Below are 13,641 nucleotides of genomic sequence, written 5' to 3'. Positions count from 1 at the left end.
ATGCCGCGGTGCAGATGCCGGTTTGTCCGGCGCACTGCAGGTTGCGGCAGTTGCCGTCGTGTCCGGGTTGGTGGGCGGCGAGGACGTCGATGGCGAGGCGCCACAGCAGGGGATCGGTGATGTCGTCGGGCACTGCGGCGAGGCGTCCGGGTCGTTCGCGCTGAGGCTGTGGCATCGGTAGGCCTTTCGTCGAGGGTCAGGCTCATGGGCGGGCGCCTGATGCGCGGTGGTCACGGTGTCGCCGCGCGTCGGCTCTGGCGGAAGCCATCCACGCTCACCTCTGGCCGAAGGTCAAGTCGCCGGGAAAGGCCGCCGCCGGCACGGCCAGCCCGGGTGGCGTCTGCGGGGTGGAGATGGCGGTGGCGAGGTCGGCGAGGGTGAGTGGGCCGGGGTGGCCGTGGAGTTGCCAGAGCGGCCCGGCGGGGCTGTGGCCGGTATGGGTGGCGTGGTCGCGGCTGGCGGTGGCCACGGGAGCAGTGACGGGGGTGGCGGCGAGGTGTTGGTGGAGGTGGTGGGCGCGGGTGGCGGAGTGGAGCCAGAACAGCACCGGCCAGCGGGGGCCGCCGGCCGCGACGAGCTGTGTGTAGCCGATGAGTTTGCGCATCAGTTCGGTCAGGGGTTCGGTGCCGGTGTCGTATTCGAGGAAGAACGGCACCTGGGCGCCGGGGGTAGTCCAGATGCCGTGGCCGTCGGGGCGGATCGGCGCGGTCAGGGCGTGCAGGGCCACGGGGTCGCCTGGTCGGGCGAACGCGCCGGTTTGTGCGCAGCGGGATTCGGGCCACCAGCGGGTGAGGGTGTGTGCGGGGTGGGTGCGGGCGTGGCCGGCGAGGTCGGTGAAGAAGCCGTTGACGCCGAGTCGGTGTCCGAGAGTGCGGGCGGCGGTCCACCGCCGCCGGTTCGTTTTGGCATGGCCGGGGCGAGGTGGGGGTTGGTCGCGTTGGGCGGCGACGACTTCCGCGCCGAGCTGGTCGATGACGTAGTGGAACGGGAACGAGCCGCCGTCTGGGCGGAAGGGCCGGAACCGGTCCACGACCCGTAGGGCGGTAAGTCGGGCGAGTCGGTGTTGGGCGAAGTCCAGGGACGGAAACAGCGCGTGGGCGAGCTGCGGTGTGGTGAACACGCCGTGGTCGGTTAGCCATTCGAGGAGGAGATGGTCACGGGCGGTGAGTACGGACTGCACGCGCAGGACGTGGTCAGGCACGAGGGTCTCCTTCGGATTCGCGGTAGGGCAGAGATGACACCGGTGGTGTCTCTGAGCAGCGGGCCGGGACTGTCACACCGGCCGGGTGCCGCGCTGACAGACGCCGGTGAGTGTCCGTGTCGCCGTCCACCTGAAGCTGGACCCCAAACTGCTGGGCAGCGCGGACCGCAACACGGACAGCAACCCCAACCGAGCCGGGCACGGTGCTGATGTCCCGTGGAGTCAGCGCCACGCTGCTCTCCATCCGGAGCGCGGGTGGGTAGCGGACGATCACACTGCAGGAGATGACAGCGAGCAGGAAAACGATGATCGCCAGGCAGACGACGAACAGCAGATCTGCGGTCTGATCATGCGCGGCCACCAGGTGGGCTGACAGCGTTGAAGGCCCGTCGCCGCAGGCGGCGGGCGCGGCGACTCGGGCGATGCGTCGAAGCGTGCCGGACGTGGACAGCGCGGTGGTGAGGGCGCGGGAACGTGCCCGCAGTGTGGGGACAGGGTGCTGCACCTCCCGCCTCGGCTCGCGCCGGGTCTATTCGTCGAAATGGTGGTCAGGGAGCCGCTGCCGGGCTCGGGAGACACGTGTCGAACGGGGACTGCGGCGGACCTCGGGGGGAGCCTGTCCTCCCGTTGGGGTTGGCGGGGATCGATGAGGTGTCAGTGCATCAACGTGGCGCGGCATCCGAGGCGCCGGTCCCGCGTCGGCCAGATGTCCCGGCCCGGCAGCGGGCGGAACCAGCCCCTTGCGTGACGCCGTGGTAGCGCCGGAGGAGTTCCGCACGCTCAAACCGGCGTTTGTGAGCTGTGGCGAACACCTGCCGGTCTCACAGCGTTCCGACACGGCCTCACCGGCGTCCGACAGCCATGGCCAGCGACCCGACTCGACGATGATGCTGTTCGGGGCGGACCTGCTGTGGGCGTCGGCGCGGGAGTTCTCACAGCTGCCGAACGTCGTCCCGTGAGCGTCGCTGTCAAGGTCCGTGAGGGCTCCGACGGGCTACCCGACAGTGAGCGCGACGACCCTTCCCGCGCCAGGGGTGGGAGCCGGATGCTGCGGTGGGAAGCGGACGGGTCTGGCGCACGCGGTCGCGGACTCGACCAGACGGTCGGGCCCGCGCCGGACAGCCGGCGGGATGGTCGGCGGTCAGGTGGCTGCCAGCCTCACCTGCGCCGCGGCCGGTCGTGCGCTGCCGACGCGGGCGGCCGGGATGTGCTGGCGTCGCTCGGCCGCCGCCGCAAGATGTTCCCGCACCCGCGGTGAGGTCACCTCGGTGAGAAACCTGGCGGCGAGCGCCTCGGCGATGCGGACGTCGATGCGCGTGACGCGCCGCCGCAGCGTGTCGACCTCCACGCCGAGGCGGGCGGCGATGGGTTCGATGGCCCGGTGGCCCAGCCGCAGGTCGATGTAGGGCTGCTCATCGCAATCGTCGACGATGCCCAAATTGACCGCCCAGCGTACGAGGAGGTCTGGATGCCTGTAGGGCCGCGTCCGGACGGCGATGACCCAGGCCGGCCCGTCGAGGCGGGCGGCGGACAAGCTCCCGCCACACCACGTCACGCACCGTGTAGGCGCGGGGATGGCCAGCAACCACTGCCGCAACGCCGGCAGCGCGATGACACCGCCGGGCAGACCGGTGTCATAGCCGAGCCGGCCGGTCAGTGGTTCGAGGTCCAGGGACAACGGGTCGGGGTTGTAGGTCAGCTAGGCGATGGCGGTGTCCACGGCGTCCAGCGGCGAGTCGGCCAGTCCTTTGCGGAGGCTGTCATGTCACGAGCTCCCATGTCGGAGGCAAATGTCGATGACGGGTGCCGGAGTCGTGCAGCCGGCGCGCCTGAACGCCATTGCGCCACCCCCCCGTCTCACGGACCCCTGAAAGCGCAGGCCGGCCAGGCATGGACACCGGATCGACGGCGTCAGTCGCCCCGCGGCCACCGCTCACGGGCGATCGACGTCGACGTGCGTCATCGTTCTGGCAAAGCCACGTTGACCTGCGCGCTGACACCACCAGAGACGGCGGACGCGGTTTGCGGCGGTGGCCGGCCGGTGAGGACGCGGACCGTCGCGCGGGCATGACGACAGGTCCCGACCGGTCTCACAGCGCCTGACAGCGCAGCGGTGTCAGACCGCGACCCGCTGGACACCCCCGCCGACTTTCGGCGTCCACCGGGCGCCGCCGCGTCGGCGTGCCAGCTGACAGCGTCCGTCCGGCGGGCCGAGACGGTCTGACAAGCCGCAGTCCGAATGACAGACCCGGAGCCCGTGACCTCGGTGACACCGCTGCCGTCCGAAAAGCCAGACAGCGGTCTGACAATGTCAGTCAGCACCCCCTGTCATCGACGCATGTGGCTGTCAGGGTCTGCTGCCAGGCTCAGGTGCCCGCGATCAACTGAGGTCTGTCAGACACCCAGGGTCACGACCACCTCGCCGGCCTGCCACAACTTCACTCCGAGCATTGCTCTCCGACATCAGGGATGGAGGGCTGGGCCCTGCGCGCTGCGGCCGGGCCCAGATGGTTACTCGTCGGCGGCGAAAGGGCCGTTGGCGTCGTACCAGTCAACGAACTTGCGTGAGATCACTGTGAGATCGATAGGTGTTCGCCACAGCTGACAAACACCGGTTTGAGGGTGTCAGCGCAGCACGGCGCGGCGCGGAGCCGACACCACATGAGCTCACGCACGCCGCAGCACCACAACCCGCATCCCGATCCCACCGGCGACACCGGCCCTAACCCCGAGCTCGATCCGACACCGACTGACCTGGTCGCCGGCGACCCACCGGTACCGCTCACCGTCTGGGACACCGCCCGCATCCCAGGTGACGCGGGCCGCAGCATCGGCACCCGACTCGCCGGCCGCCTCATCGCCGCCTACAGCCGCCCCGGCGAGGCGGTCGTCGGCCTCACCACCGACCACGCCCTCATCCACGGCTGCGCGGCCGGGGCGCGCCGTCACCACCCGGCGTGGTTCTCCGACGCGTCCAGCCTGATCATCGGTCCCGCCACCCCGGTGCCGCCCGCCGGCACCACCGGCGGCGTGGAACTGGAGGGACAGGACGACCTGCCCGAGATGAGCGCCTGGTTCGGTGACGATCTCACCGACCCGGAACTGCACCCAGCGGCCGACACGGTGGCCGACCTGCCACCCGGCGGCTCTCTGCAGGCAGCGACCGGTCTCGTGGTCACCTGCTGGCCCCTGCACGAGCACGCCGCCAACCGGGTGCGGCTAGCGTGGCTGCTGACCGCCTGCGCCGCGTTGCTGCAACCGGGTGGCTGCCTGATCCTCGTCGTCGCCGTCCGGGCCGGCACCACCGCCGGTCCGGAGGACTTCTCCGGCGTGGTCCAGGCCGCCGCCGGCGTCGGACTGGGCTACCTGCAGCACCTCGTCGCCGTCACCGCCGACACCGACGGCGAGGTTCCGGCGCCCACGGCCCCGGCGGCGCGGACCTGCGCACCACCATCGCCCGGCTCCCCGCCGAACTCGGAGTGCCCGACGACAGCCGATGGGGGCCCTATGCCGCCGCTATCGCCCATAGGAACTCCTGCTCACCCAGCCCGCCCCCCAAACCGGCCCAGACCGGCCGCAACGGCAACCGCTCCTCGTACCACCATTCGTGCAATGGCTCATGGCCTGCGCGGGCTGGGTCACCGACTCGACCTGCCCCGCACCGCCGCACTCGGCGTACTCGACAACGGCGTCCTTCCCCAACAAGCAGCGGCAGCGCTCCAGCTACTGCTCTGCCCCAGACGCTGGCAGGTGACGACATGACCAGCCGCATCCCACCGTGCCACCCCCGGCAGCGCCACTGGCCCTCACCGGCGAGCAGGACTGGTCACGCCGCCACGAAGGGTGCCCCGGCATGAGCGACCGGCGACGCACCCGTATCGCCTCATACAACCGACCACCAGCCGAGCCCGCGGTCACACGCCGCTGGACCGAAGACGACGTTCGCGCGCTGGGCGTGACCACCGACATCGTCACCGCCGGACAGATCCTCGGACTGTCCCGCAACACCGCCTACCGCCTCGCCCGCGCCGGAACCTTTCCCGTCCCGGTCATCCAGGCCGGCCACCAGTACCGGATACCCGTCGCCGGGCTCCTCGCCGCCCTGCACCTCACCACCCCGGCAACACCCGACGGCGACGACCCGCACCCACCCGCACCGTAGATCCCTACCACGCACTGACTGCCGGCGACGACTTGATCGTCGCGGGCAGTCGAGCGTGCATGTCGATCGACAAAACCGCTGCCCCGACAGCCACCAGCCAACCCACCCGGAGAAGCCCGCCCATGTCGCACGGAACGATCTTCAAACGCTGCGGATGCCGAGACCCGCGCACCCGCAAACCACTCGGCAACCACTGCCCGAAACTCCGACGCGCCAACCGGTCCTGGAACCCCGACCACGGCCACTGGGCCTACCAACTCGAACTCCCACTCACCGCCGACGGCCGCCGCCGACAACTACGCCCCACCGGCTTCGACACCCACAAAGAAGCCGCCGACGAACTCGACCACGCCCGACAGTTGCTCGATCTCGCCGGCCGTAACCGCCGCCACCGCACGGAGATCGGCGATCTGCTGCAAGCCACCCTCCGCGCCGGCGGGACCCTGCCCCACGTCGACACCGTCCGCAACCGGCTCCGCGCCGACACCCCACTGCTCGGGGTGCCCACCCTCGCCGACTGGCTGACCACCTGGCTGCGTCGGCTCACCGTCGATGACAACACCCGCCGCGGCTACGAATCTCACGTCCGCGTGCACCTCATCCCGCACATCGGCGACGTCGTCCTGGACAAGCTGCGCCCCCACCATGTCGAGGACCTCATCGACAAAATCAAGGAACGCAACGCCGACATCGCCACCGCGAAAGCCAGCCCCGACCCAGATACCCGCGCCAGCGTCCGAGGGGTGCGACCCACCGGGCCCGCAACCATCGCCCGCATCCGCGCCACCCTGCGCAAGGCGTTCAACGACGCCCTCGCCCGAGAGGTGGTCAGCGGCGTCACGAACCCCGCCACCCTCGTCAAGACCCACAACGCTCGGGCCAAGCCGATCGTGTGGGAACCGGAACGCGTCGCCAGGTGGAAGGCCACCGGTGAAGTCCCCGGCCCCGTCATGGTCTGGACCGACGACCTCCTCGTCCAGTTCCTGGACTACGCCGCCGAGCACGCCCCCGACCTGCACCCTCTACTGCATCTCATGGCCTACCGCGGACCCCGCCGCGGCGAAGCCTGCGGACTCCTCGACGCCGAAGTTCGCCTCGCCAAAGGCGAGGTCAGCATCGTCAACCAAATCGCCACCCACGGCTACGAAACCCACCAGAAACGACCCAAGAGCCACGCCGGCAACCGCGAAGTCATCCTCGACCCCGACACCATCGCCGTCCTCACCGCCTACAAGGCCCGCCGCGCCGCCTGGCGCCTCGCCGCCGGAAAAGACTGGCCCGACACCGGCCTGTTCTTTGTCCGCCCCGACGGCCGCCCATGGCACCCCAACGCGGTCACCCAACGCTTCCGCCGCCTCGTCAAACAAGCCGGACTGCCACCCATCCGACTGCACGACCTACGCCACGGTGCCGCCACCCTCGCCCTCGACGCCGGCGTCGACATCAAAGTCGTCTCTGACCAACTCGGTCACTCCACCACCACACTTACCCGCGACACCTACCAAAGCGTCGTCAAGCGGCTGCACCACGAAGCCGCCACCGCCGTCGCCGACAGGATTAAGAACACGCGGCGCCGTAACGCTTGAGTCGTCCCGGCGCCTGTGAGGGCCGCCGGGACGGCCCGTGCCGCTGCGTCCAAGCGCGAGCCGGCCCCTGTGGTCGGTCGAGCTTGACTGCGAAGGACTAGGGTCGGCCTCCAAATCTCATTCGGCCGCGCAGTTCCGCGTTTTCGCGCCACACCCGGCGCAACTACACCGACTCGTTACTGGTGACCCCGGCACGCTGCCTGGCGCCGACCTCGCCCTGACAGACCCACCACCGGTCTTGGCAGAAGGCGCGAACCTAGGCGAGGACGATCGGGGAAGTCGCAGTCCTTGCGGACCGAGTAGTCGGACGACACCATCATGGTCATGTGGGCAAACCTGACGCAGCCCCAAGCCGTTGTCCTTGCTGGGTTGGTCGGCGCGACCGGTGCGGTCATCGGCGGCCTGATCGCAAATATCGTGGGCCAGTGGGTCGGTTCCGGTGGCCAGCGGCGTAGGCAGTGGGTGGAACTCCGGCACGAGGCGTATGCCGAAGTGTTGCAGCGATTTCACGCCGCTTGGGGTTTGTACGACGAAGCCGGAGTACGGTGCACGACCGTCGCGGAAGAGCAGAAGGCGGGTCTGGCGCTCCTAGCCGCCTATTCTCGAGCCTGCCTGCTAACTAGGGACCGCTCGACCGACGGATCACTTCATCGGCTGCATGTCGCCGCTCAGGCGCTGTGGACCCGTGACGACCGTTCGTGGCCCGACGTGGACCACGCCTGTCACGTCGCCGAGGCGGCGTTTCGCCGAGCGGCTCGCGCCGAGCTCGGCGTGCGGAAGCACTCCGTGGAGGGCAATGACGGTGAGTGGCGTGGTTACGGCTCGTCGGCTTCCGCAGTGTCTAAGCCGATGCCAACGGAGAACGAGGCTGTCCAGCCCCAGGCAGCCGACGGCTCATCAGCCGGCTGATGGGGTGAGCAGCGGATCTTACTCACCGGGCTTCAAGGTCAGTTTGATCTCGATCGCGGCGTCGCCGTGTGCTCCACCGATGAGCACGCCGCCGGACTCTAGGACATTCACACCGAATGTCGCCTCAAATGCCTCAACACTCCATGCTGAAGAGTCATCGGTAGCAGCGGCTGCGGCCTGTGCCATCGTCACGATCTCGGTCAGCGCCGCCTGCAGCTCGGCGCGACGGTCATTGACCGCTACGGTGCCGCGACGGTAAGGGCCAATCTGACGATCACCCGAACCGATTTCGATCGTCTCAATAAGAAGCTTGGGATTGGCCATCAGGAAGACCCTCTCACTCGTCACTGGCCGTTCTGCTGCCCACAAAAGGAACGGCCAGCATATCGACCCCGCAGCCATCCGGGACAGCGAAGCGCGGCTCGCTGCAGCTGGCCTCCGATGATGCGCGCCGGCTCCCGCGCTACCAGTGTTCGCGGGGCGGTGGCGCCGCCACTAGCGGATAGCCGGCATCACGCGCGGTAGGCAGAGCCGCGATGGGGTGGTCGGCGCGAGCGGTCCCCAACGTGGTGGTGATCATGTAATCGTTGCGGCGAGTGGCGGCCCGACACCAGTCCCGATCATCAATCCACTGCGTCGAGAGGCTAGAGCTGCCGGGTCGATCAAGTCAGGGCGCTTCGCCGCGCCGTGGGCTACGAATATCCCTCCTGGCAGTTCTCGCGGCCGTCCCACGGTGCCGGAGTACTGGCGATGCGCGGCGTGGAACTGCATGCCCTGATTAGCTACTCCGGTGTCGTCGACAAGCACACCTGTCGGATCGCCGAGGTGCTCAACCACGCGGTCCCGCACATCGCCCATGGAGCGCCTCGACGTCCCAATCTGCCCATCGCAGCAGCCGCTGCACCCCATCCGGCGACACATCCCGGCCTGCCCAGCCCGTGTCCAGGAGCCCTTGCGACCCATGCCCGAGACCAGCCCCGTAGGTACTGACGCACCTGCCGCCGCGGCTCCGACCGGCGGATCGAGGCTGGCTGCGCGTGTGCAGCCGTCCAACTCTCCGTGCCAGCGGCCAATATCAACATCCGTAACCGGCAGGTCAAGCAACGCGATCCGAACACGATTCGCTTACGCTGCTGGAGTACTAGGTCGACGGGCGACCACGGTCATCCATGTCAATCGACGGGACCAGCCGAATGGGTGACGAGTTTCCATCGGTGGGGCGCTTATCGTAGACGGGATGAGCACGACTCAGGCGCCGGCAAATTCCGAGGGAAACACCGGCCCGCGCGGCCAGTGTTACGTGGTGCAGCTCTTCAGCGAGGGCAACCTTCTCGGTGCAGGCTTTTTCGTGACACCCCGATTCCTGCTCACCGCCGCACATGTCCTGCACCACCTCGCACCCGACCATCGCTTCGTGGAGATCGTGCACGAGGGGCGGCGTCTGCAAGGCCGTGTCGCTCAGCGGACGAGCCGGTTCGACGTCGCATTGATCGAACTGGTGAGCGACGTCCATCGCAAGGTCCGAACGCCGGAGGCCGGCCGCTGTCAGCCCCGGGATGACTGGAATTCGCCCTACCGTCCAGCGCCGACCGAGCCGGAACTGACCGGATCAGTAGAGGCCGTAGACATCACGTATCAGTGTCAGGGTGGTGAGGTGATGCTCGCGCTGGAACTCGTGTCACGGCTTGATCTCGGGGATTTCTCGGGTTACTCAGGGGCGCCGGTTGAGCGCGTGACAGACGCTGCTCACCCCACCCTCGCGGGCCTGCTGCTCGAACAGGTGTGGCGACGTGACGGGTCCCTCCACCGGCGCCCGACGGCGTCCAACGTGTTGTTCGCCAGCACCCTGGCACAAGCGTTGTCCTGCTTCGACCACTTCGACGTCTGCCACCTCGTCTCTGTCCTTACGCAAACTGCCGACAACAACACCTCACCGGAGGATCGCCACTCCTCGGAGTCAGCCGTGCCGAGCCAGGCGACCAGGGTGGTGAAGGAGGCAGATCTGCTGCTCAACGCGCTTGACGAGTGGGCGGCACGGGGAATCCTGGATGATGGCCAGCTGGCCTTGCTGAGGCTGCGCGTCGCAAGCAACGTCATCGATCGTGGGCTCTCGTGAGCGCCGGAACGGAGGACCTTGTCCGTAGCGCCGAACGGCTTGTCCTCGGCGTGCCGGCAACCGACGAACCCTCGCTGCGTACTCGCCTAGCGGATCAGGTCCGGCGCGCCGTAGAGGAACTCGACCGACCCTCGGCTACCCGTGACTGGCCGCGGAACAGGTATCTGGCAGCCTTGCTGGACCGAGGCGGGCTCCCCGGTCTTGCCGAACTCCTGCTGCAGCGAGTCGCCGACGTTGCGAACGGCCTTGCCGTCGCGGCCGAGGCCAACAACCTGCACGCCCTGCTGACCATTCGGCATGGCGATCTGAGCAAGGGGATTCATCAGCTCGAGGACGCCTTCCTTGAGGCCAGCATCTGCAGAGCCGAGGTGCTCGGCACCATCGCCATCAATCTCGCCGCCGCCCATAGGATGAAGGGCGACGTCGCCACCGCAGCGAAGTGGCTGGAGCGGTGCAGCCGATATTCCCAGGAAGCCTCCGCTCCCACGCCGACGCGGTTGTGGGAGCCTCTCGTGCGCGCTGCCATGGCCGCCGGTGCGATCGACGGTCCGGGCACCACCCGGGCGCTTAACCAGATCGTCAGTAGGGTTCGGGCTGGCTCAGAAGCAGCACCGAACCTGGACGCGGTTTCGGCGGCGGAGGTGGCGCGGATCGCGCTTGAGGCAGGGCGCCTGAACGATGACGCGGGGCTGGTGCGACGCAGCCGTGACACGCTTGACCTGCTCGCCCAAGTGATCGGCTCGATCTACGACGTCAACGACCCCCACAGGCTCACGGCCAGCGCCAACGCGACGGTCGGCGAGTTCGAGCTCGCGCGGCTCGGCGCCGCGGAGGACATGGAGTGGGCCACGCGGCGGCTCGCGGACCTCGCCGAACGCCTTCGAGACGCGATCGGCCTGGACGATCCACGAACCCTGGCGCTCCAGGCGAACACGGTCGTAGCTCAGCTGGAGGTTGCCCGCCTGCGTCAGTCCTGGTCCTGGTTCTCCGAGTGCGTCCGACGGTTGGACCACTTGGTAGAACGGCAGTCGTCTCTACTGGGGTCGACCCACGAACAAACCCTCACAAGCCGGGCCAACCTGGCCTCCGCCCAGCTCGAGTTGGCCCTGAAGACGGCAACGGAACCCGCCTTGGAGCTGGCCGCAACCACTCTCGCGACCACGATAGCTGCGTGTGTCCAGGGGCTTGGCGAGAACCACCCGGCCACGCTTGTGCTACGGCAGCAACTGCGAATGTGCACCGAACCCGACCTGCCATCTGGCAAGGCAACGGCGCTTGGCGGCGTCACAACACGGGTACGGCAAAAAACGCGGCGGGATCACGGCGATGAGAACTACTCCTCGTTCGAACTCGCCGGGCAACGCCTGTTGAACAGCTCGGACTGGTCGCCTTCAGCCGGCATTGCCGTGCTTCCCGCGGTGCCGGCGACCGGGTACCCCAGCCGACCCGACCCGTCCGACCCGGCCACCGAGGTCTGGGCGTTGGTGGAGCGCGCGCAGGCCGGCGAGGCCGAGGCGTTCGGGCTGATCTACGACCGGTACGTCGACACGGTCTTCCGCTTCGTCTACTTCCGGGTCGGCGATCGCCAGCTCGCCGAGGACCTCACCGCGGATACCTTCCTGCGGGCCCTTAAGCGGATCGGCAGCTTCACCTGGCAGGGCCGCGACCTCGGCGCCTGGCTGGTGACCATCGCGCGCAACCTGGTGGCCGACCACTTGAAGTCCGGTCGCTACCGGCTGGAGGTCACCACCGGCGACGTGCTCGACGCCGACCGGGAGGACCGCAGCCCGGAGGGCAGCCCGGAGGCGGCGGTGGTCGAGCACATCACCAACGTCGCGCTGCTCACCGCCATCAAACAGCTCAACCCGGAGCAGCAGGAGTGCATCGTGCTCCGCTTCCTGCAGGGCTTCTCGGTGGCCGAGACGGCCCGCGCGATGGGCAAGAACGAGGGGGCCATCAAGGCACTGGAGTACAGGGCCGTTCGAGCGCTCGCGCGGCTTCTGCCCAAGAACTTCGATGCCTAGACGGTACAACGCGCCCGCCTGACCGGGCCGGGCCCTTACTTGCCCCGATGCGTCCCGGGTTCCGTGGAGTCGTGTTGGTGGATCAGGCTTTCGACGTGATGAGCGGGCCGAAGTGGTACCACTTCGCTGCTGCCCGCATGGCTGGTGGTGACAGTCGGTCGCAGGTCTGCTGGCGAAAGCACCAAGATGCGGGGCGAGGGCCTTTCCGACTTGGATCTTTCGTTCGGCGGCCTAGACGCTGCCGTTGACCGACACGAACCGCTCGGCCGTTGAGACGGCGGCCCGCGGGAGGTCGGGAGGCGGCTCGGGCGTTAGCTGTCTTCTCATCACCGGCTTGCTCTCACCGCTCATCCACGTCACGAAGAGACGCCTCCGTCAACGGCCGACCCCACCTCCTACTCACGGCCCGGCTGCCCCTCGGCAGTGATCCGGGTGCACGCGCAATGCGGATTATGTGAGCACCGGGCGTCCACGATGAGCAAGTGACCAGCCGCGACTGGGTCAGTCCTTCGTGCTGACGTACACACCTCGACCCGGCTGGCCGTAGACCAGGCCCCGCGCCTTGAGTTGGATCATGACGAATCGGATGACCGTCTCGCTGACCTCGTACTGCTCACAGAGCTGACGGGTGCTGGGCAGGCGGTCCCCGGGCTTCAATACGCCTGACTCAATCTGCCGCGTGATGTCGTCGGCAATCTGTTGATACAGCGGCTGAGCCATCGGTCGTCCTCCCTGCATCAAGAGAACACGCAGGGGGATTCATGAGCCGACACGGGGTATCGTCGGTATACCCAGAGTACTGGGTAACGTAGGTTGCAGGAGGGGACTCCGATGGTCCGGTACGAGGAGTACGTGATAGCCGCTGCCCTCACCCTGGCCCGCCGGCACCGGCCGGTGTGGTCGTGGCGGAGGTGGAGGCGGATCTGCCGCTGCGGGACTGACCTGCCCTGTCGGGCGAGGCACCGCCTGCCGATCAGCCGGGGGCACTGGCCGGGTGAGGACCGATGACCACGCACGGGCCGGTGCTGCCGATCTGGACCTGCGGCGGGTGTGGTGCCTCCTGGCCCTGCCGTACTCGTCGCCAAGAGTTGCTCGCCGAGTACGCCGGCGCTCCGGTATCCCTGAGCATCTACATGGGCTCGCACCTGGTGGCCGCGACGCAGGACATGAGCTGGGCACCGGCAGGCACCCTCCACCGCAGGTTTCTCGGGTGGCTGAGATGACCACACCCCGCCCCGGTGACGTGGTCTACATCGCCTGGGAGCGCTCGGTGCAGTTCGCGGGAGATCGGGGCGCTCCGGATGCGGGTGGTGTCCGTCGACTGGAGCCCGACCTACCACGGGTGGATTTGGCTCACGGGGTATGTCCAGAACAAGCGCGGCGAGGCGGTCAACAAGCGAGAGGTGTACGTGATGAAGGCCGCGCTGTGCGTCGCCCGGCACCCACCATCGGGAGACAGGGGCAACAGAGGCCCGCCAGTTCGCGGGCGCCGGCCTAGCTTGATCTTTAACCTGTGGCGACTGGCTGGTGATGCCGCCTGAGCATGGGGACGGGCCTTGGGTCGGTGTCGCCCGCTGCGGCGCAGGTGCGCGTCGACTGCAGGTTGGTGCGAGATCAGGGCTGTGGGATGCCGGCCTGGGCAC

The 13,641-nt window shown here is 68.4% G+C and carries 10 protein-coding genes and 2 pseudogenes; 8 read left to right on the top strand and 4 right to left on the bottom strand.

Features of this window, described 5'->3' with window-relative positions:
- Positions 1 to 274: 274 nt before the first annotated feature.
- Positions 275 to 1,201, bottom strand: coding sequence for a replication-relaxation family protein (locus tag ACGGAQ_RS03270; RefSeq protein WP_393044128.1), 927 nt, complete (start codon positions 1,199 to 1,201; stop codon positions 275 to 277).
- Between the two features lie 106 nt (positions 1,202 to 1,307).
- Between ACGGAQ_RS03270 and ACGGAQ_RS03265 the strand changes: the two genes are divergently transcribed.
- The gene (locus ACGGAQ_RS03265; protein WP_393044126.1) at positions 1,308 to 1,574 is read left to right on the top strand and encodes a hypothetical protein; all 267 of its coding nucleotides are present in this window, start codon (positions 1,308 to 1,310) and stop codon (positions 1,572 to 1,574) included.
- 379 nt (positions 1,575 to 1,953) lie between these two features.
- Complete coding sequence (locus ACGGAQ_RS03260; RefSeq protein ID WP_393044124.1) at positions 1,954 to 2,160, top strand: hypothetical protein; 207 nt, start codon at positions 1,954 to 1,956, stop codon at positions 2,158 to 2,160.
- Positions 2,161 to 2,342: 182 nt separating this feature from the next.
- Here ACGGAQ_RS03260 and ACGGAQ_RS03255 read toward each other — a convergent pair whose 3' ends face one another.
- Complete coding sequence (locus ACGGAQ_RS03255; protein WP_393044122.1) at positions 2,343 to 2,879, bottom strand: hypothetical protein; 537 nt, start codon at positions 2,877 to 2,879, stop codon at positions 2,343 to 2,345.
- A 983-nt stretch (positions 2,880 to 3,862) separates the two neighbouring features.
- On the opposite strand from ACGGAQ_RS03255, the pseudogene ACGGAQ_RS03250 reads away from it, so the two are divergent.
- The 4 genes and pseudogenes from ACGGAQ_RS03250 to ACGGAQ_RS03235 all read left to right on the top strand — a co-directional run.
- Positions 3,863 to 4,609 (top strand): annotated as a pseudogene (locus ACGGAQ_RS03250) (hypothetical protein); the annotation flags it as partial.
- Between the two features lie 445 nt (positions 4,610 to 5,054).
- Positions 5,055 to 5,363 carry a helix-turn-helix domain-containing protein gene (locus ACGGAQ_RS03245; protein WP_393044120.1) on the top strand — a complete coding sequence of 103 codons (309 nt, stop codon included), beginning with the start codon at positions 5,055 to 5,057 and terminating at the stop codon, positions 5,361 to 5,363.
- Positions 5,364 to 5,395: 32 nt separating this feature from the next.
- Positions 5,396 to 6,949 (top strand): tyrosine-type recombinase/integrase, encoded by a 1,554-nt coding sequence (locus ACGGAQ_RS03240; RefSeq protein WP_393044118.1) that lies wholly within the window; start codon positions 5,396 to 5,398, stop codon positions 6,947 to 6,949.
- A 324-nt stretch (positions 6,950 to 7,273) separates the two neighbouring features.
- The gene (locus ACGGAQ_RS03235) at positions 7,274 to 7,858 is read left to right on the top strand and encodes a hypothetical protein (RefSeq protein ID WP_393044116.1); all 585 of its coding nucleotides are present in this window, start codon (positions 7,274 to 7,276) and stop codon (positions 7,856 to 7,858) included.
- A gap of 18 nt (positions 7,859 to 7,876) precedes the next feature.
- Here ACGGAQ_RS03235 and ACGGAQ_RS03230 read toward each other — a convergent pair whose 3' ends face one another.
- Positions 7,877 to 8,182 carry a CU044_2847 family protein gene (locus tag ACGGAQ_RS03230; RefSeq protein WP_393044114.1) on the bottom strand — a complete coding sequence of 102 codons (306 nt, stop codon included), beginning with the start codon at positions 8,180 to 8,182 and terminating at the stop codon, positions 7,877 to 7,879.
- Positions 8,183 to 9,095: 913 nt separating this feature from the next.
- Between ACGGAQ_RS03230 and ACGGAQ_RS03225 the strand changes: the two genes are divergently transcribed.
- The gene (locus ACGGAQ_RS03225; protein ID WP_393044112.1) at positions 9,096 to 9,974 is read left to right on the top strand and encodes a hypothetical protein; all 879 of its coding nucleotides are present in this window, start codon (positions 9,096 to 9,098) and stop codon (positions 9,972 to 9,974) included.
- 1,403 nt (positions 9,975 to 11,377) lie between these two features.
- Positions 11,378 to 11,998: pseudogene (locus tag ACGGAQ_RS03220) on the top strand (ECF subfamily RNA polymerase sigma factor, BldN family); the annotation flags it as partial.
- A 501-nt stretch (positions 11,999 to 12,499) separates the two neighbouring features.
- Here the strand turns inward: ACGGAQ_RS03220 and ACGGAQ_RS03215 are convergent.
- Entirely contained in the window at positions 12,500 to 12,718 is a 219-nt protein-coding gene (locus tag ACGGAQ_RS03215) for a winged helix-turn-helix domain-containing protein (protein ID WP_387328309.1), read from the bottom strand.
- Between the last annotated feature and the right edge of the window lie 923 nt (positions 12,719 to 13,641).

This window comes from Micromonospora sp. NPDC047557 (genome assembly GCF_043205095.1).
GTDB lineage: Bacteria > Actinomycetota > Actinomycetes > Mycobacteriales > Micromonosporaceae > Micromonospora.
This window is presented reverse-complemented; position numbering and strand designations above follow the sequence as displayed.

Excerpts from the sequence above, each read along its gene's own strand:
- ACGGAQ_RS03245 (WP_393044120.1), top strand. The coding sequence starts at position 5,055 with ATGAGCGACCGGCGACGCACCCGTATCGCCTCATACAACCGACCACCA.
- ACGGAQ_RS03215 (WP_387328309.1), bottom strand. The coding sequence starts at position 12,718 with ATGGCTCAGCCGCTGTATCAACAGATTGCCGACGACATCACGCGGCAG.
- ACGGAQ_RS03235 (WP_393044116.1), top strand. The coding sequence starts at position 7,274 with ATGTGGGCAAACCTGACGCAGCCCCAAGCCGTTGTCCTTGCTGGGTTG.
- ACGGAQ_RS03230 (WP_393044114.1), bottom strand. The coding sequence starts at position 8,182 with ATGGCCAATCCCAAGCTTCTTATTGAGACGATCGAAATCGGTTCGGGT.
- ACGGAQ_RS03225 (WP_393044112.1), top strand. The coding sequence starts at position 9,096 with ATGAGCACGACTCAGGCGCCGGCAAATTCCGAGGGAAACACCGGCCCG.